General features: G+C 73.9%; 16 protein-coding genes and 1 rRNA gene. 5 read left to right on the top strand and 12 right to left on the bottom strand.

What is annotated here, in order from left to right:
* The first annotated feature begins 42 nt into the window (after nucleotides 1-42).
* Together AB0N90_RS32175 and AB0N90_RS32170 are read left to right on the top strand one after the other, a co-directional pair.
* Nucleotides 43-1425, top strand: coding sequence for an FAD-binding oxidoreductase (locus tag AB0N90_RS32175; RefSeq protein WP_365202527.1), 1383 nt, complete (start codon nucleotides 43-45; stop codon nucleotides 1423-1425).
* Between the two features lie 56 nt (nucleotides 1426-1481).
* A complete protein-coding gene (locus AB0N90_RS32170) occupies nucleotides 1482-3134 on the top strand; it encodes a PucR family transcriptional regulator (RefSeq protein WP_365202526.1) in 1653 nt (550 codons plus the stop codon).
* Between the two features lie 5 nt (nucleotides 3135-3139).
* Here AB0N90_RS32170 and AB0N90_RS32165 read toward each other — a convergent pair whose 3' ends face one another.
* The 6 genes from AB0N90_RS32165 to AB0N90_RS32140 form a co-directional block, all read right to left on the bottom strand.
* Nucleotides 3140-4276, bottom strand: coding sequence for a glycosyltransferase family 4 protein (locus AB0N90_RS32165; RefSeq protein ID WP_365202524.1), 1137 nt, complete (start codon nucleotides 4274-4276; stop codon nucleotides 3140-3142).
* 269 nt (nucleotides 4277-4545) lie between these two features.
* Nucleotides 4546-5304 carry a hypothetical protein gene (locus AB0N90_RS32160; RefSeq protein WP_365202522.1) on the bottom strand — a complete coding sequence of 253 codons (759 nt, stop codon included), beginning with the start codon at nucleotides 5302-5304 and terminating at the stop codon, nucleotides 4546-4548.
* 40 nt (nucleotides 5305-5344) lie between these two features.
* The gene (gene recN, locus AB0N90_RS32155) at nucleotides 5345-7087 is read right to left on the bottom strand and encodes a DNA repair protein RecN (protein ID WP_365202520.1); all 1743 of its coding nucleotides are present in this window, start codon (nucleotides 7085-7087) and stop codon (nucleotides 5345-5347) included.
* A 55-nt stretch (nucleotides 7088-7142) separates the two neighbouring features.
* Nucleotides 7143-8045, bottom strand: a complete 903-nt coding sequence (locus AB0N90_RS32150; RefSeq protein ID WP_085564071.1) for an NAD kinase — start codon at nucleotides 8043-8045, stop codon at nucleotides 7143-7145.
* Nucleotides 8042-8857, bottom strand: coding sequence for a TlyA family RNA methyltransferase (locus AB0N90_RS32145; RefSeq protein ID WP_365202518.1), 816 nt, complete (start codon nucleotides 8855-8857; stop codon nucleotides 8042-8044). The genes AB0N90_RS32150 and AB0N90_RS32145 overlap by 4 nt, the downstream gene beginning before the upstream one ends.
* Nucleotides 8858-8864: 7 nt before the next feature.
* Nucleotides 8865-9191 (bottom strand): hypothetical protein, encoded by a 327-nt coding sequence (locus tag AB0N90_RS32140; RefSeq protein ID WP_365202517.1) that lies wholly within the window; start codon nucleotides 9189-9191, stop codon nucleotides 8865-8867.
* Between the two features lie 42 nt (nucleotides 9192-9233).
* On the opposite strand from AB0N90_RS32140, the gene AB0N90_RS32135 reads away from it, so the two are divergent.
* Nucleotides 9234-9581, top strand: coding sequence for a sterol-binding protein (locus AB0N90_RS32135; RefSeq protein WP_085564073.1), 348 nt, complete (start codon nucleotides 9234-9236; stop codon nucleotides 9579-9581).
* Here AB0N90_RS32135 and AB0N90_RS32130 read toward each other — a convergent pair.
* The 4 genes from AB0N90_RS32130 to AB0N90_RS32115 form a co-directional block, all read right to left on the bottom strand.
* Nucleotides 9565-10431 carry an ABC transporter ATP-binding protein gene (locus AB0N90_RS32130; protein ID WP_361681484.1) on the bottom strand — a complete coding sequence of 289 codons (867 nt, stop codon included), beginning with the start codon at nucleotides 10429-10431 and terminating at the stop codon, nucleotides 9565-9567. The genes AB0N90_RS32135 and AB0N90_RS32130 overlap by 17 nt on opposite strands.
* Nucleotides 10428-11474, bottom strand: a complete 1047-nt coding sequence (locus AB0N90_RS32125; protein WP_361681487.1) for an iron chelate uptake ABC transporter family permease subunit — start codon at nucleotides 11472-11474, stop codon at nucleotides 10428-10430. The genes AB0N90_RS32130 and AB0N90_RS32125 overlap by 4 nt, the downstream gene beginning before the upstream one ends.
* On the bottom strand, nucleotides 11471-12514 hold the full coding sequence (locus AB0N90_RS32120) for an iron chelate uptake ABC transporter family permease subunit (protein ID WP_361681490.1): 1044 nt from the start codon (nucleotides 12512-12514) through the stop codon (nucleotides 11471-11473). Before AB0N90_RS32120 ends, AB0N90_RS32125 begins: the two co-directional genes overlap by 4 nt.
* Before the next feature lie 164 nt (nucleotides 12515-12678).
* Nucleotides 12679-13707 (bottom strand): HAD-IIA family hydrolase, encoded by a 1029-nt coding sequence (locus AB0N90_RS32115; RefSeq protein WP_365202514.1) that lies wholly within the window; start codon nucleotides 13705-13707, stop codon nucleotides 12679-12681.
* Between the two features lie 69 nt (nucleotides 13708-13776).
* Here AB0N90_RS32115 and AB0N90_RS32110 point away from each other — a divergent pair, with 69 nt between their 5' ends.
* Nucleotides 13777-15060, top strand: a complete 1284-nt coding sequence (locus AB0N90_RS32110; RefSeq protein WP_365202513.1) for a DUF1015 domain-containing protein — start codon at nucleotides 13777-13779, stop codon at nucleotides 15058-15060.
* Between the two features lie 101 nt (nucleotides 15061-15161).
* On the opposite strand, the gene AB0N90_RS32105 is transcribed toward AB0N90_RS32110, so the two are convergent.
* Nucleotides 15162-16025 carry a hypothetical protein gene (locus AB0N90_RS32105; protein ID WP_365202651.1) on the bottom strand — a complete coding sequence of 288 codons (864 nt, stop codon included), beginning with the start codon at nucleotides 16023-16025 and terminating at the stop codon, nucleotides 15162-15164.
* Between the two features lie 21 nt (nucleotides 16026-16046).
* Between AB0N90_RS32105 and AB0N90_RS32100 the strand changes: the two genes are divergently transcribed.
* Nucleotides 16047-17375, top strand: a complete 1329-nt coding sequence (locus AB0N90_RS32100) for a hypothetical protein (RefSeq protein WP_365202662.1) — start codon at nucleotides 16047-16049, stop codon at nucleotides 17373-17375.
* Between the two features lie 29 nt (nucleotides 17376-17404).
* On the opposite strand, the gene rrf is transcribed toward AB0N90_RS32100, so the two are convergent.
* Nucleotides 17405-17521, bottom strand: a 5S ribosomal RNA gene (rrf, locus tag AB0N90_RS32095).
* Nucleotides 17522-17698: the final 177 nt, after the last annotated feature.

Here is a 17698-nt window from a genome sequence, read left to right as displayed (position 1 = left end):
AAAGCGCATGAATCCCCCTTTTCGAAAGGGGGCCGCGCTGCCATGGCGTCCCGCTCCAAGGCCCGTGCCGCCCTGTCCGCCCTCCGCGGGGATCTCACCGGCGACGTCCTCGCCCCGGAGGACGTCGGCTACGACGCCGCCCGTGCCGTCTTCAACGGGATGATCGACCGGCGCCCGGCCGTGATCGCGCGATGCGCGGGCGCCGCCGATGTCGTCCGCGCGGTGCGCTTCGCACGGGAGCTGGATCTGCCGGTCGCGGTGCGCGGGGGCGGGCACGGTGTGGCGGGCGCCGCGCTCGGTGACAACGCGCTCGTGGTGGATCTGCGCCGGATGCGCGGGGTCACGGTCGACCCGGTGGCACAGGCGGTGCGCGTCGAGGGCGGGGCCACGATGAGCGAGCTGGACCGGGCGACCCAGCCGTACGCACTGGCGACGACCGGGGCCCGGGACTCCGGCACGGGGGTCGGCGGGTTCGTCCTCGGCGGTGGCACCGGCTGGCTGGACCGCGCGTTCGGGGCGGCCGTGGACAATCTCCTCGGGGTGGAACTGGTGACCGCGGACGCCGAGCGGACACATGCGAGCGCCGATGAGAACCCGGAGCTGTTCTGGGCGCTGCACGGCGGGGGCGGCAACTTCGGCATCGCCACCGCGCTCACCCTGGAGCTGCACGAACTCCCGCTGTTCTGCGTTGCGTTGCTGCTCTTCCTGCCGAAGTACGGTCCCCCGATGGTGCGCGCCTTCCGGGAGATCCTGCGCACCGGACCCGACGCGCTCGGCGGGGCGGTGCTGTACCTCACCGGCCCTCCCGCGGACTTCGTACCGCCGCGGCTGGTGGGCCGACGGCTGTGCCTGGCCCTGCTGACCTACGCGGGCGGCGAGGAGGAGCTGCGGGGACTCGCCGGCCCGCTGCTGGCGGTGCCGCACGAGGCCCGGGTCCTGGGCGCGCTGCCGTACGCCGAGGCGCAGTGCCTGCTGGACACCCCGGCCGGGCTGCGGAACCACTGGTCGGCGGAGTGCCTCGGCTCGTTGCCGGACGACGCGGTGGACGCCTACTGCGCCCTCGGCGACCGCCTGCCGGCCCCGACCCTCTCCCGGCACGCGCTGCTCCCCCAGGGCGGGGCGCTCGCGTCCGGTCCGGGCACCTTTCCGGTGCCGTACCGGGACGCGCCCTGGGCCGTGCACCCGGCCGGCAGCTGGGCGGACCCGGCTGACGACGAGCGGTGCATCGGCTGGGTGCGCGAGGTGCGGGCCGCCGTCCGGCCCTGGAGCACCGGGGACGTCTGCCTGAACTTCATCGGCGACGAGGGCCCCGAGCGGGTCCGGGCGGGCCTCGGCGCGGGCAACACGCTGCGCCTGGAGAAGGTGAAGCGGCGCTACGACCCCGACAACGTCTTCCGGTTCAACCACAACATCAGGCCGGTGTAGCACTCGGCCGCACACGGAGATGTTCCTGAGGCGTTTTCGCAGGTAGCGTCCGCTTCATGGACAGCGGTACGGACAGCAGACCCGACACCCACGGCGCGGGCATCACCGTTCAGCGGGCCCTGGAGCTGCCCGGACTGCGCAGCGGGCTGCCGGAGATCATCGCGGGCGCGGACCGGCTCAGCCGTACCGTGCGCTGGGTGCACGCGGGCGAGGTGCCGAACATCGCCTCGCTGCTCAAGGGCGGCGAGCTGCTGCTCACCACGGGCTACGGCCTGGGCACCCGGCCGGCCGAGCAGCGGGCGTTCGTGCGCACGCTGGCCGAGCGCGGGATCGCCGCGCTGGTGGTGGAGCTGGGCCCGCGCTTCAGCCGGCTGCCGGCCGCGCTGGTGGACACCGCGCGCGCGGCCAATCTGCCGCTGGTGCAGCTGCATCGCGAGGTGCCGTTCGTGGCGGTCACCGAGGAGATCCACACCGAGATCGTCAACGGCCACTACGCGCTGCTCCAGCGGGCCGAGGAGGTGCACCGGCGCTGCACCGAGGCGCTGCTGGGCGGGGGCGGGGTACCGCAGGTGCTGAGCATCCTGGCCGGGTTCAGCGGCAACCCGGTGTTCCTGGAGACCGCCGACGGCCGGCTGCTGTACGCGGCCGGTGAGGGGCCCGAGGGCGCGGACCCGCTCCAGGTGTGGGAGGGACTGCGCGGCCCGCACAAGGACACTCCGCCGCCGCCCGCCGGTTCGGTGCTGGTGGACGTCCCCGGCGGCGGTCCTGGTACGAGTGGTTCCGTGCGCGCCCGCCTGGTGCTGCTGCCGGTGCGCTCGCCGCTGTCCGCGGTGCACCGGATCGCCGCGGAGCGGGCCGCCGGCATCCTCGCCGTGGTGCTGATGCAGGCCCGGCAGGAGGAGGAGCTGGCGGCGCGCGGGCGCGGTGACTTCCTCACCGATCTCGCCGAGGGCCGGGTCTTTGCGGAGGACGCGCCCGCCCAGGCCCGGGTGCTGGGCTTCAAGCCCGGCGGCAGTCCGCTGCTTCCGGTGGTGATGCGGGTCGGCGACCCCCTCTCCCCCGCCGGAGGAGGCTGGGCGGTGCTCGCCCGCGCGGTCTCCGAGGAGCTGGCCGCGGTGGGCGTACCGGTGCTGCTGGGCGTACGGCCGGTGGAGGGCCGGGTGCTGGTGCTGCTCGGGCTGCGCTCGGAGTCGGAGCGCGCGGCGGTCGCGGACCGGGTGGCGGCGGCGCTGCGGGCCGGGGTCGAGCGCGCCGGGATGCGGCGGCCCGGCGCTCCCCCGCCGGTGGTGGTCGTCGGCATGGCGGGCGGCTGGGCGGCGGCCTCGGCGGGGCTGCGGCACGCGGCGGAGACGGCGACGGCCGCGCAGGGCCTGACCGACCGGCCCTGGTACGACGCCCGCCGCCTCGACATCGACCTGCTGCTGTGGCGGCTGCGGGACCATCCGGACCTCGCGGCCTTCGTGGACCGGGCGATCGGCCCGCTGCGCGATCACGACCGGCGGTCCAAGCCGCCGCTGCTGCCCACCCTGGAGACATATCTCGCGCACGCGGGCCGCAAGGCGGAGACCGCCCGCGAACTCCATCTGAACCGGCAGACGCTGTACAACCGTCTCGCCCGCATCGGCGAGTTGCTGGGCACCGACCTCGACGACCCGCAGACCGTCCTGGCACTGAGCCTCGCGCTGCGCGCCCGGCGGCACGCGCCCTAGCCGCCTCAGAGAATGAGGGGCTTGGTCAACTCGTCGTAGACGCTGAGGACTTGGGCGACCGTCTCGTCCTCGCTCGGCCAGCCGGCCGCCTGTCGCGCGCCCTTCTCGCGCAGCAGCTCGCGCCGTGCCGGGTCGGCGAGCAGCCGTACGACGGCGATGGCGAGGGCCGACGGATCGCCGTACGGCACGAGTTCGGCGGCGTCGCCCACCAGGTCGGGGATGCCGCCGACCCGGGTGGCGACCAGCGGGACGCCCGTGTACAGGGCCTCCTGGGCGAGGGCGGAGCGGGACTCCCAGCGGCTGGTCAGCAGGGCCAGATCGGCGGCGCCGAGGAGTTCGGGCAGGTCCTCACGGTGGCCGAGCAGCCGTACCGGGAGCCGCTCGGCCTCGATGCGCCGCTGGAGCAGCGGTCGCAGCGGGCCCTCCCCCGCGATGACGACCAGCGGCGCGGGGTCCAGGTCCCGCCAGGCGCGGGCCGCGTCCAGCAGGGTCTCATGGCCGCGATGCCGGTCGAGGGGTCCGGCGGCGAGGAGCAACGGGCGGCCGGTGGCGCCGAGTTCGGCGCGGGCCTTGGGCCGCAGCCGGTCGGGGTCGCCGGGTGCGGGCGCGGGGCGGGCGCGCCCGGGCAGGGTCACGGCGGCGAGCCGGGCGTCCCGGGCGCCGGTCCTGCGGGCGCGGTCGACCAGGTCCGGGCTGGTGCCGAGGACCACGGTCGCGGAGCGGGCCACGCGCCGCTCCAGCAGGCGCAGCAGATGGGCCCGCGCGCCCTCGGCGTACGTCCGGTTGTGCCAGGTGACGACCAGCGGGGTGGTGCGCCCGCCGAGCGCGAGCACTGCCCGGAAGGAGGCGTGCAGACCGTGCGCGTGCACCACGTCGGCGTCCGCGCAGGCCGCCCGGAGCGCGGCCACCGAGGCGGGGTCGCTGCTGCGCGGCACATGGATGTGGCCGGCGCCGGTCCCGGCGAAGTCGTAGGCGCGGTCGGCCTCGACGGGGGCGCACACCGTGACCCGCACGCCCCGGGCGACCAGACCCGCGGTCAGGGAGCGCACATGCGCGCTCCCGCCGGCATTGCCCCCGCCCAGCACCTGCACGGTGCGCAGCGGCGGCCGGCCGTGCGGTGCGTTGCTGCTCAGGGGGCTCACGAGGCCGGGCTCCTGGTTCGGCGTGGGGTGGTCACGAGGCAACGTACAGAAAGTAGCGGGCGCACGGGGGCGGCGCGATGTGCCCCGCGCGCCTCCCGCGCGGTCGCTGTCCCCGCCCAGCATGCCAGCAGGCAGGGCCGTCGGGGCAATACCGGGCGGGCGCACGGGGCGGCGGGCCGGGGCAATGCGCCGGAGCACATCACCCACACGGGTGAATGAGGCCGATTCCGGGATGACGCGACACCCTCGCGTCCCCCGAGGTCAGGCGGTCACAGCGCCCGCGCCCACCGGGTGACCCGGTCCCCGTACCCGGCGGCGGCCACGACCGCGACGGCGCCCGCGAGCAGTCTCGCGCGCCCGCCGCCCGCCACCACGGCCGCCCCCAGCGCGGCGCCGAGGGCGTGCGCCCCCGTGTCCCCGAGCATCGTGCGCTCGCCGAGATCCTCGCGCAGCACCGCCGTCGCACCGCCCGCGGCGACGGCCGCCAGTTCCGCGCCGGGCCCCTTGCCCAGCAGTCCCGGGAGGCCGAGCGCGAGCACCGCGCCGAGCGCGCGTCCCGGTCGTACGTCGACCAGGTTCACGCCGTGCGCGGCGCCCGCGATGACGACTCCGGCGAGGAACTTGTCCAGCGGCCGTTCCTTCAGCAGCGCGCCCGCGACCAGGGCGGCCGCGGAGATCCCGGCCAACTTGACGGCGCCGCTGGTGACTTCGCCGTCGCGCAGGGCGCCGAGGTGGGCCCGGAAGCCGCGCCGGGTGTCCCCGGAGAAGTAGCCGGTCACGTCGTCGTACGCCCCGCACGCCCCCGCCGCCAGCACGGCGAGCCCGGCCGCGGGGTGCACCCGGGCGGCGGCGAGCGCCGTACCGACCGCCGCGGCGGGCCCGGAGTACAGCTCGACGGTCCGGCCCGCGTAGTTGGTCCGCTCCCAACGCGCGGGCTTTCCGGGCGGGTTGGCGCGCAGCGCCACGAAACCGGCCCGGGTGAGCGCGGCGGACAGCAGAAAGGCGCGGGACTTTCGGGTGCCGGTCATCCCGACACCCTAAGTCCCGCTCCCGGCCCGCCGGTTCGGGCTACTGATCCGCCCGTGCCGTCGCCAGCAGTTCCTCCGCGTGGGCGCGGGCCGCCTCCGAGTCCTCCTGGCCCGCCAGCATGCGGGAGAGTTCACGGACGCGGTCCTCGCCCTCCAGGACCTTGACGCCGGAGCGGGTCACGGAGCCGTCGTTGGTCTTCTCGACCAGCAGCTGCCGGTCGGCGAAGGCGGCGACCTGGGGCAGATGGGTGACGACGACGACCTGGGCGCTGCGGGCCAGCTTGGCAAGGCGCCGGCCGATCTCGACCGCGGCCTTGCCGCCGACGCCCGCGTCGACCTCGTCGAACAGATAGGTCGGGACCGGGTCGGTGCCCGCGAAGACGACCTCCACCGCGAGCATCACCCGGGACAGCTCACCGCCGGACGCGCCCTTGGCGATGGGCCGCGGCGGGGCGCCCGGGTGCGGGGCGAGCAGCAGCTCGACCTCGTCCACGCCCGAGGGGCCGTAGGCGACCGTGCGCCCGCCGACCTCGACGCCCTCGGGGTCCTCGGTCTGCCGGATGTCGAAGGAGACCCGTGCGTGCGGCATGGCCAGCGAGGCGAGTTCGGCGGTCACCGCGGCGGCGAACCGCTCGGCGGCCTCGGCGCGGGCGTCGGTCAACGCCTGGGCGAGCCCGCCCAGTTCGGCGCCCAGCGCGTCCCGCTCGGCGGCCAGCTCGCCGATCCGCTCGTCGTCGCCGTCCAGCTCGGTCAGCCGCTCGGCGCTCCGCTCGGCCCACGCGAGCACGGCGTTCACATCGTCGCCGTACTTGCGGGTCAGAGCGGTCAGGGCGGCCCGGCGGTCCTCGACCGCGGCGAGCCGCAGCGGATCGGCGTCCAGGTCACCGGCGTATCCGGCCAGCTCACCGGCCACATCGCCGAGCAGGATACCGACCTCGCCGATCCGCTCGGCGAGCGCGGCCAGCGCCGGATCATGGGCGCGTACGGCCTCCAGGGCCCGGTGGGCGCCCGCGACGAGGGCCTGGGCGTCGATGCTCTCGGGGTCCTCGGGGTTGCCCGCCAGCGCGGCGTGCGCGACCGTCGCGGCGGACGACAGCGCCTCCGCGTGCCCGAGCCGCTCGGCCTCCTCGGCCAGCTCCGTGTCCTCCCCGGGCCGCGGCTCCACGGCGGCGATCTCGTCGAGGCCGTAGCGGAGCATGTCGGCCTCCTGCGCCCGCTCCCGCGCCCGGGTGGTGATCTCGTCCAGCTCGACGGCGACGGCCCGCAGCCGGCGGTACGCCTCGCCGTACTTGGCGAACGGCACCGCGACCGCGTCGCCCGCGTACCGGTCGAGGGCGCCGCGCTGCCGGGACAGCTTCAGCAGGCCCTGCTGGTCGGTCTGCCCGTGCACGGCCACCAGGTCGTCGGCCAGCTCGGCGAGCAGCCCCACGGGCACGCTGCGCCCGCCCAGATGGGCCCGTGAGCGGCCTTCGGCGGAGACGGTACGGCTGATCAGCAGGGCGCCGTCGTCCAGCTCGGCCCCGGCCTCCTCGGCGCGTACGACGGCGGTGGCGCCCGGGGGCACGGAGATCCGCCCCTCCACGACCGCCTTCTGGGCCCCTATCCGCACGAGCGCCGGGTCGGCCCGCCCCCCGAGCAGCAGCCCCAGGCTGGTGACCACCATGGTCTTGCCCGCACCCGTCTCACCGGTGACCGCGGTGAACCCCGGCGACAACTCGACGACGGCATCGTCGATGACCCCGAGCGACCGTATCCGCATCTCCTCCAACACGGAACAGACCATACGAGGTCTCGGGCGGCGAGCGCACATGCCCCACCTATGTCACCCCGCCGAAGAGCTAGTGCGCGCCCCGCCACCCCGTCGTCGGCAGGGCGAACTTCGCCACCAGCCTGTCGGTGAACGAGGAATGGTGCAGCCGGGCCAGCCGCACCGGCACCGCCCCCCGCCGCACCTCCACCCGCGCCCCCGGCGGCAGCTCGATCGTCCGCCGCCCGTCGCACCACAGCACCCCCGGCGGGACATGCGGCAGCACCTCCACCGCGAGCACCGAGTCCGGCGACGTCACCAGCGGTTTCGCGAACAGCGCGTGCGCGCTGATCGGCACCATCAGCAGCGCCTCCACCTCGGGCCACACCACCGGCCCCCCGGCGGAGAACGCGTACGCCGTCGACCCGGTCGGCGTGGACAGCACCACCCCGTCGCAGCCGAACCCGGTCACCGGCCGGCCGTCGATCTCCAGCACGACCTCCAGCAGCTTCTCCGCGCCGGCCTTCTGCACGGCCGCCTCGTTGAGCGCCCAGTCGGTGTGCACGATGTCCCCGTTGCGGTGCACCACCACATCGACGGTCATCCGCTCCTCGACCTCGTACGAGCGCGCCACCACCCGGTCGACCACCCGATCGAGGTCATCGCGTTCGGCCTCCGCGAGGAATCCCACGCGCCCCAGGTTGACGCCGAGCATCGGCACCCCGGAGGCACGGGCGAACTCCGCGCCCCGCAGCAGCGTCCCGTCGCCGCCGAGCACGATCAGCAGCTCGCAGCCGTCGAGGCACGCGGGGGTCGCCTCGCCCACCAGCTCCACCTCGTCGGGGAGCGGCAGATCGCACGCCTCCTCCTCCAGCACCCGCACCCCGATGCCATGTCTGAGCAGGCCCTTGACGACGAGTTCCGCGCTGCGGATCGCCGCCGGCCGCCCGGTGTGGGCCAGCAGGAAAACAGTACGCGCCAGATTCTGTGTCAACGCGGCCCCTCCGCCACTGCACGGTCGACATCGGCCGGGTCCAGGCGGGGGGCGCCGGACCGCAGCCACAGGAAGTACTCGACATTGCCCGAGGGTCCCGGCAGCGGACTCGCGGTGACCCCCCGCACCCCGAGCCCCAGCTCCCAGGCCTTCTCGGCCACCCCTCGCACGGCCTCCGCCCGCAGCTGCGGATTCCGTACGACACCCCCGCTGCCGAGCCGTTCCTTACCCACCTCGAACTGCGGTTTGACCATCATCACGAGGTCGGCGTCCTCCCTCACGCACCGCTTCAGGGCGGGCAGCACCAGCCCGAGCGGGATGAAGGACAGATCGCCCACGACGAGATCAACAGGTTCCCCGTCGATCGCGTCGAGCGTCAACTCCCTTACATTCGTACGGTCCTTGACGATGACCCGGGCATCGCTCTGCAACGACCAGGCGAGCTGCCCGTAGCCGACGTCCACGGCCACCACCTGGGCGGCGCCCGCGCGCAGCAGGACATCGGTGAAGCCGCCGGTGGACGCGCCGGCGTCCAGCGCGCGCCGGCCCTCGACCACCAGGCCCAGCGGCACGAAGGCCGCGAACGCGCCGGCGAGCTTGTGGCCGCCCCGGGAGACGTAGTCGGGGTCGCTGTCGTCGGACTGGACCACGATCGCGGCGGCGGTCTCCACCTGCGTGGCCGGTTTGGTCGCCACGGTCTTGCCGATGGTGACCCGCCCGGCGGCGATCAGCTGGCTGGCGTGCTCACGCGAGCGCGCGAGCTTCCGGCGCACCAGCTCCGCGTCCAGACGACGGCGTGCGACTCCTGCCACGTTCGGTTCAGCTCCTGCTTTGTTCGTACGACGGTGAGGGGACCGGAGGCCCCGGGCGGCCGTCGAGCGCGGTCAGCGCGTCGCGCAGCCCCCGGTGTACATCCTCGTACACCTCGACATGTCCGTCGGTGGCGAGGTGGTCGGCGTCGGCCAGCCGCGCCAGCCGCGCGTCCACCTCGGCGTCACCGGTGGGGGTGCGCGGGAGGTTCAGGGGGGCCGGGGCCGCGGGGTCGAACGCGGGCTCGGGCGGCGCGTGGGACCCGGCCGGGGGCTCGCCCCGCCCGGCGATCTCGGCGCTCCCGGCGATCTCGGCCTCGGACACGGACTCGCTCATGCCCAGACGCTACCTCGAACCCCTGGGGTACCGTCGGTGGCGATGGCCACGATCGAGGAGTGCCGCACCGCACTGCGAAAGCTTTCGGACAACATGGGGGGCGCCGAGGGCGACGTGCGGGACGCCGCCGCGCTCGAACGCTCGGTGAGCTGCCACATCACCGACCTGGACGTCACCTTCGCGGGCCGGATGACCGGGGGCCGCCTGGAGGTGGACCAGACCCTGCCCGGGCCCCCGCGCGAGCGGGCGCAGATCAGGCTGGCGATGGCCGGTGACGATCTGCTGGCCCTGGTGGGCGGCGGGCTGCACTTCGCGACTGCCTGGGGCAGGGGCCGGGTGCGGCTGGAGGCGAGCCTGCTGGATCTGTTCCGGCTCAGGAAGCTGCTGTGACCCCGGCCGAGTGAGCCGCCGTGACCCGCTGAGCCCGTGCCTTGCGCGCGGCCGGCACGACCAGCGGGGTCCCCGTCTCCGGGTCCTCGATGACCTGGCACTTCAGCCCGAACACCCGCTCCACCAGCTCGGCCGTGACGATGTCGTTCGGCGCGCCCTCGGCGATCACCTCACCACCGCGCAGGGCGATCAGATGGGTGGCGTAGCGGGCCGCGTGGTTGAGGTCGTGCAGGACGGCGACCAGGGTGCGGCCCTGGGTCTCGTGCAGTTCGGCGCACAGGTCGAGGACGTCGATCTGGTGCTGGATGTCGAGGTAGGTGGTGGGCTCGTCCAGGAGCAGCAGCGGGGTCTGCTGGGCGAGCGCCATGGCGATCCACACCCGCTGCCGCTGCCCGCCGGAGAGCTCGTCCACATACCGCTCGGCCAGCTCCTCGACCCCGGTCTGCCGCATGGACTCCTGGACGACGCGCTCGTCCTCGGTGGACCACTGGCGCAGCAGGCCCTGGTGCGGATAGCGGCCCCGGCCGACCAGGTCGGCGACGGTGATGCCCTCCGGCGCGACGGCCGACTGCGGGAGCAGGCCGAGGGTGCGGGCGACCTGCTTGGCGGGCAGTGACCCGATGGCCTGGCCGTCGAGCAGGACCTTGCCCTGGCTGGGCTTCAGCATCCGGGACAGGGCCCGCAGCAGCGTCGACTTGCCGCACGCGTTCGGGCCGACGATCACCGTGAAGGAGTGGTCGGGTATCTCCACCGACAACTGCTCGGCGATGACCCGCTGGTCGTAGGCGAGGGTGACGTGCTCGGCGGACAGGCGGTTCACAGTGCTCCTAGGGAAATGGGTGGCGCTCATATCCGGCCGGCCCGGCGCTCGGTGACCAGCAGCCACAGCAGATAGCCGCCGCCGAGGACGCCGGTGACCACACCGACGGGCAGGCGCCCCGCGCCGAAGACGCGCTGCGAGGCCCAGTCGGCGGTGACGAGGAGGGCGGCGCCCATGCAGAGGGAGGCCACCAGATTGGGGCCCGGCGAGCGGGTGAGGCGGCGGGCGAGCTGGGGGGCGGTGAGGGCGACGAAGCTGACCGGTCCGGCGGCGGCGGTGGCGGCCGCGGTGAGCAGCACGGCGCTGACCATGAGGATCAGCCGCACCCGCTGCACCGGCACCCCGAGGGCGCCCGCGGTGTCGTCGCCCATCTCCAGCATCCGCAGGCCCCGGCCGTAGGTGAGGACCAGTGGCAGCAGCACGGCGCACAGCCCGAGCAGCGGCCAGACCTGGTCCCAGTCGCGGCCGTCGAGCGAGCCGGTCATCCAGACCACCGCGCGGGCCGCGTCGACCAGGTCGGCCTTGGTGAGCAGATAGCCGTTGACGGCGGTGACGACCGCGCTGACGCCGATGCCGACCAGGACGAGCCGGTATCCGTGCACCCCCTGCTTCCAGGCCAGCAGATAGATGGCGAGCCCGGTGACCAGACCGCCGATCAGCGCGCCGAGGGTGACCTCGGCGGCGCTGCCGGACATCAGCACGATCACCACCAGCGCGCCCGCCGTCGCCCCCTGCGACAGACCCAGCACGTCCGGGCTGCCCAGCGGATTGCGGGAGACGGACTGGAACAGCGCGCCGCCGAGCCCGAGCGAGGCGCCGACCAGCAGCCCGACGAGGACCCGGGGCAGGCGCAGTTCATGGACGATGAAGTGCTGGTAGGCGTTGCCGTTCCCGGCGAGCGTCTTCACCACGTCGGCCACGGGGATCCGCGCGTCGCCGGTGCCGATCAGCGCGACACCGGCGGCGAGCGCGGCGAGCAGCAGCAGGACGACGACGGTCAGCGCACGCGGGTCCAGGCGCAGCGACAGCCCGCCGGGGACGCGTACGGCACGGCTCCTGGGGTGTGTCCTCACAGCTGGGCCGTCCTCCGTCGTCGTACCAGAAAGATGAAGACCGGGCCGCCGATGACCGCGGTGACGATGCCGACCTGGAGCTCCGCGGGGCGGGCCACGACGCGGCCCACGACATCGGCGCCGAGCAGCAGCACGGGCGACAGGACGGCGGCGTACGGCAGGATCCAGCGCAGGTCGGGGCCGGTGAAGGAGCGCACCGCGTGCGGGACCATCAGGCCGACGAAGACGATGGGGCCGCAGGCGGCGGTCGCGGCGCCGCACAGCACGGTGGCGGCCAGCATGGCCAGGGCGCGGGTGCGGTTCAGATGGGCGCCGAGGGCGCGGGCGGTGTCGTCGCCCATGGTCACGGCGTTCAGCGGCCGGGCCAGCCCGAGGGCGAGCACGCCGCCCACCGCGAGGAACGGCAGCACCTGCACGATGGTCGTCCCGCTCGCCGAGGCCAGTGAGCCCACCGTCCAGAAGCGCATCCGGCCGAGCGCCGCATCGTCCATGATCATCACGGCTTGGAGATAGCCGTAGAGGGCGGCGCTGATCGCCGTACCGGCGAGGGCGAGGCGGACCGGGGTGGCGCCCCGGCTGCCGCCCAGGAACCAGACCAGCGCCCCCACCGCCGCGGCGCCGAGGAAGGCGAACCACACATAGCCGCTCAGGCTGGTGACGCCGAAGAAGGAGATGGCGGTGACGACGGCCGCCGAGGCACCGGCGTTGATGCCGAGCAGTCCGGGGTCGGCCAGCGGATTGCGGGTGAGCGCCTGGAGCACCGCGCCGGACAGCCCGAGCGCGGCGCCGGCCAGCAGCCCGAGCACGGTGCGCGCGAGCCGCTCGTCCACGACGACATCGCCGTAGGTGCCCGAGTCGTGGAACAGGCCGTGCCAGACCTGTGCCAGGGTGAGCGCCTTCGCCCCGATCGCGATGCTCGCCACGGCGACCAGCGCCAGGAGCGCGACGGAGAGCAGCAGCCCAAGGGGCCGCACCGCCCGGCGAGTCGGGGGCGCGGGGGCGGTCGCCGCGCGCGGTTCCGGAGGACTGTCGACCAACACGAGGTTAGGTTAGCCTATCCTCCTTTGAGGTCGAGATCCCCGGGTACCGAAAGCCGCGCGACGCCACAGCGGGCAGCGCGCCGCCGGAGGGAGCCGCCCACCGCCGGTACGAGGGGGGGCTCAGGGGCGGTGGGCTCGGATGCCGGGCCGCGGCTGACAGCGGGTCAGAGTCCGAGCCGCGCCAGCGCCTTCCCCCCGTCCAGCTCGCAGGAGCCCTCCCCGGCCGCCGTCCACGCCGCCGCGCACAGCGCCCGCAGTCCGTCGAGGGCCTCGCCGTCGCCGTCCAGCTCCAGCCGGGTGTCCCCGGCCGTCGCCGTCCACCCGCCGCATCGGAAACCCTCACCCTCTCGGGTGATTTCCGGCTGGCCGGTGAGCAGCCCGCGCAGATCCGCGTCCACATACGTCGGCCGGTGCTCCGGCGTCGCGGCCAGCAGCCGGGCGCCGTCGGTCACCCCGGTCAGCACCAGGAGCGAGTCCACCCCGCCGTTGAACGCGCCCTCGATGTCGGTGTCCAGCCGGTCCCCCACCACCAGCGGCCGCTTCGCGCCGGTCCTGATGACCGTCTCCCGGTGCATCGGCGGCAGCGGCTTGCCCGCCACCTGCGGCTCCTTGCCCGTCGCGATCCGTACGACCTCCACCGCCGCTCCGTTGCCCGGCGCGATCCCGCGCCCGCTCGGGATCGTCAGATCGGTGTTCGACGCGAACCACGGCACCCCGCGCGCCACCGCGTACGACGCCTCCGCGAACCGCCCCCAGGTCAGCTCGGGCCCGCCGTACCCCTGCGCCACCGCCGCGGGATCGTCGTCCGCCGACTCCACCGGCTCCAGGCCCCGCTCGCGCAGCGCCACCCGCAGTCCCTCGCCGCCGATCACCAGCACCCGCGCCCCGGCCGGCACCTGCTCCGCGATCAGCCGCGCCACCGCCTGCGCCGAGGTGATGACGTCCTCGGCCGCCGCCGGTATCCCCAGCTCGGTCAGATGCTCGGCGACCGCGCCCGGTGTGCGCAGCGCGTTGTTGGTGACGTACGCCAGGTGCATCCCGCCCGCGCGGGCCCGCTCCAGGGAGCCGACGGCGTGCGCGATCGCGTTGCCACCCGCGTACACCACCCCGTCGAGGTCGAGCAGCGCCGTGTCGTACGCCTCGCTCAGGGGCCGCTCGCTGCTCTCGGGCCCGGTCCTGACGCCGTCGCTCATATCCGCATCGCTCCTCGCTCGCTCGCTTACCCCCGATCATCCCGCATGCCGCTGACATACGATGCCGGGATGGACACTGCAGGTCACTCGGAAGCAATGGCGCGCCGGGGCCTGGAACTCACCCCGTTCCGCGGCCTTCGATACGACCCCGACCGGGTCGGCAGCCTGGCCTCCGTCACCTCTCCGCCGTACGACGTCGTGGTACGGCCCGACGGGGTGCACCACCTCCAGTCGGCGGACCCCCACAACATCGTCCGGCTGATCCTCCCCGAGGCCCACACGCCCAGCGAACGCACCGAGCAGGCCGCCGACACGCTGCGCCGCTGGCTCGCCGAGGGCATCCTCGCCGCGGACCCCGAACCCGCCCTGTACGTGTACGAGCAGAGCGACGGCGAGGGAATGCTCCAGCGCGGTGTCATCGGCACCCTGCGGGTCTCCGAGCCGGCCGAGGGCGTGGTGCTGCCGCACGAGGGCGTCATGGCGCTGGTGGTCGCCGAGCGCGCCGCCCTGATGCGCGCCACCCGCGCCAACCTGGAACCGCTGCTGCTGACCTACCGCGGCGACGGCACGGCGGCCGAGGTCGTGGAGCGCACCGCGGAGAAGCCGCCGCTGCTGGCCACCACCACCGAGGACGGCTTCCGGCACCGTCTGTGGGCGATCACGGACGCCGCCGACGTGGCCAGGATCCAGTCCGGTCTGGCCCATCACCAGGCCCTGATCGCCGACGGCCACCACCGCTGGGCCACCTATCTGCGGCTGCGCGACGAGCAGTCCGCGCCCGGCCCCTGGGACTACGGCCTCGTCCTGCTGGTCGACACGGCCCGCTATCCGCTGCGCGTACGTGCCATCCACCGGCTGCTGCACGGCCTGCCGGTGGCGGACGCGCTGGCCGCCGTGGAGGGCCTGTTCCAGGTACGACACCTCCAGGTGCCGCTGGCCGAGGCCCTGGCCGAGCTGGCGGACGCGTCCTGCGCGGGCAACGCCTTCCTGCTGGCCGGCGACGGCGCCTTCCATCTGCTGGACCGCCCGGACCCGGCGCTGCTGGCCCGCGCCGTCCCCGCGGACCGCCCGGCCGCCTGGCGCTCCCTGGACGCCACGGTCCTGCACTCCGCCCTGCTGGAACACGTCTGGCACATCCCCGAGGACTCCCCGGCGCACATCGCCTACATCCATGACACGGCCGCGACCGTGGCGAAGGCCGAACGCGACGGCGGTACGGCCGTGCTGATGCACCCGGTGCGCGAGGAGGTCGTACGCGATCTGGCCCGCCAGGGCGTGACCATGCCGCGCAAGTCGACGTCGTTCGGGCCGAAGCCGGCGTCGGGGCTGGTGCTGCGGGCGCTGGAGATCTGATCCCGGACGGCTCGGGGCATGGCTCCGGGCACGGCTGCGGGTATGCGAAAGGGGGCAGGTTCCGTCGGGAACCTGCCCCCTCGCTCACTCACTGACGGGCGTCAGTCCTTGTCGCGCTGTTCGTCGTCCTCGATGTCGCCCTCGTCGTCGACCAGGTCGTCGTCGGCGCTGTCGTCGGCCTCGGCCTCGGGGGCCTTTGCCTCAGGGGCCTTTTCCTCGGGGGTCCCGGCGTCGGCGTCGGTGGCCTTCGCGTCGGCGGAGTCACCCTCGTGCTCGTCCTCGTCCTCGTCGAGGGCGTCCACGAACTCCACCCCGTCCATCTCGGCGAGCCGGTCGGAGGCGTCGGTGCTGCCGTCCCGGTCGGCCTCGACGGCCTTCGCGAACCACTCCCGCGCCTCGCCCTCACGGCCGACCGCGAGCAGCGCGTCGGCGTAGGCGTAGCGCAGTCGGGCGGTCCACGGCTGGATGGAGTTGGAGGCCAGCTCGGAGCTCTGGAGGGTCACGATGGCCGCGTCCAGCTGGTCCATGTCACGCCGGGCACCGGCCGCGACGAGCCGCATCTCGACCTGACCGGCCTTGTCCAGCTTGTGCACCTCGGGGGCACCGGCCATGTCCAGCGCCTTCTCCGGCCGGCCGAGCCCGCGCTCGCAGTCGGCCATCACCGGCCACAGCTCCGCGCTGCCGGTCATCCGGCGGGCGGCACGGAACTCGGCGAGGGCCTCGCTGAACTTCTGGTTCGCGTACGCCGCGAAACCGGCGGCCTCGCGTACGGCGGCCACACGGGATGCCAGGCGCAGGGCCACCTTGGAGTAGCCGTAGGCACCCTCGGGGTCCTCGTCGATGAGCCGCGCGACCATCACCAGGTTGCGGGCGACATCCTCGGCGAGAGTCTTGGGCAGGCTCTGGAGCTCCTGCCGGACGTCCTTGTCGATCTCGTCGCCGGTGACGTCCTCCGGGATCGGCAGCCGCTTGATCGGCTCCCGGTCGTGGTGCCGGTCGCGGTCGCGGTCCCGGTCGTCACGGCGGCCGTAGCCACCGCCACGGCGGTCGTCGCCCCGGCTGTCCCGGCGGTCATCGCGGCGGTCGTCACGGCGGAAGCCACCGGGGCGGCCACCACGGTCGTCACGACGGGGACCACGGTCACCGCGGTCATCACGCTGGAAACCCGGACGCGAGGGACGGTCGTCCCGGCGGTCGTCGCGGCGGTCGTCGCGGCGGTCGTCGCGGCGGCCGTAGCCGCCACCACGGTTGTCGTCACGACGGTCATCGCGACGGAACCCACCGCGGTCGTCGTCACGGCGACCGTAGGAGGGACGGTCGTCGCGGCGGCCGTAGCCGCCACCGCGGTTGTCGTCACGACGGTCATCACGACGGAACCCACCACGGTCACCGCCGCGGTCGTCGTCACGACGGTAGGACGGACGGTCGTCATCGCGACGGAACGAGGGACGGTCATCCCGGCGGTCGTCGCGACGGTCGTCGCGGCGGAAGCCACCGGGGCGGCCACCACGGTCGTCACGACGCGGACCACGGTCACCGCGGTCATCACGCTGGAAGCCGGGACGCGAGGGACGGTCATCGCGCTGGAAGCCCGGACGCGAGGAGCGGTCGCCCTCGCGGCGGTCGTCGCGGCGGCCGTAGCCGCCACCACGGTTGTCGTCACGACGGTCATCGCGACGGAACCCACCGCGGTCGTCGTCACGGCGACCGTAGGAGGGACGGTCGTCGCGGCGGCCGTAGCCACCGCCACGGTTGTCATCGCGACGGTCATCACGACGGAACCCACCACGGTCACCGCCCCGGTCGTCATCACGACGGAACGAGGGACGGTCATCGCGGCGGTCGTCACGGCGGAAGCCACCGGGGCGGCCACCACGGTCGTCACGACGGGGACCACGGTCACCGCGGTCATCACGCTGGAAACCCGGACGCGAGGGACGGTCGTCCCGGCGGTCGTCACGGCGGTCGTCGCGACGGCCGTAGCCGCCACCACGGTTGTCGTCACGACGGTCATCGCGACGGAACCCACCGCGGTCGTCGTCACGGCGACCGTAGGAGGGACGGTCGTCACGACGGTCATCGCGGCGGAACCCGCCACGGTCGCCGCCGCGGTTGTCGTCGCGCCGGTTGCCGCCGCCACGGTCACTGCGGTCACCACGGTCGCCGCGGAAGCCGCCGCGGTCGCCACGGTCCCCACTGTCCCGTCGCCGCTGATCGCGCTCCGGTCGGTCGTCGGGAGAGTTGGTGGACATGGTGACTCCTGTCTTCGGTACCGCAAGCATTGTAAAAACAAAAGGACCCCTGGTCCCAGCTGAACGCTGGGACCAGGGGTCCTCCAAAGATTGTTCGGCGGCGTCCTACTCTCCCACAGGGTCCCCCCTGCAGTACCATCGGCGCTGTAAGGCTTAGCTTCCGGGTTCGATATGTAACCGGGCGTTTCCCCTACGCTATGACCACCGAAACCCTAATGGTTTCGAGCGAACAAGCACACTTTGTAGTTATGCGTTCAGCTCTAGCCGGCAACTGTTCGTTGCCTCAGAACTAACACAGTGGACGCGAGCAACTGAGGACAAGCCCTCGGCCTATTAGTACCGGTCACCTCCACCAGTTACCTGGCTTCCAGATCCGGCCTATCAAC

Origin of the sequence: Streptomyces sp. NPDC093018 (assembly GCF_040684035.1) — a bacterium.
Lineage (GTDB): Bacteria > Actinomycetota > Actinomycetes > Streptomycetales > Streptomycetaceae > Streptomyces > Streptomyces murinus.
Note: the sequence above shows the minus strand (reverse complement) of the source record. Positions and strands in the feature narration are given on the sequence as shown.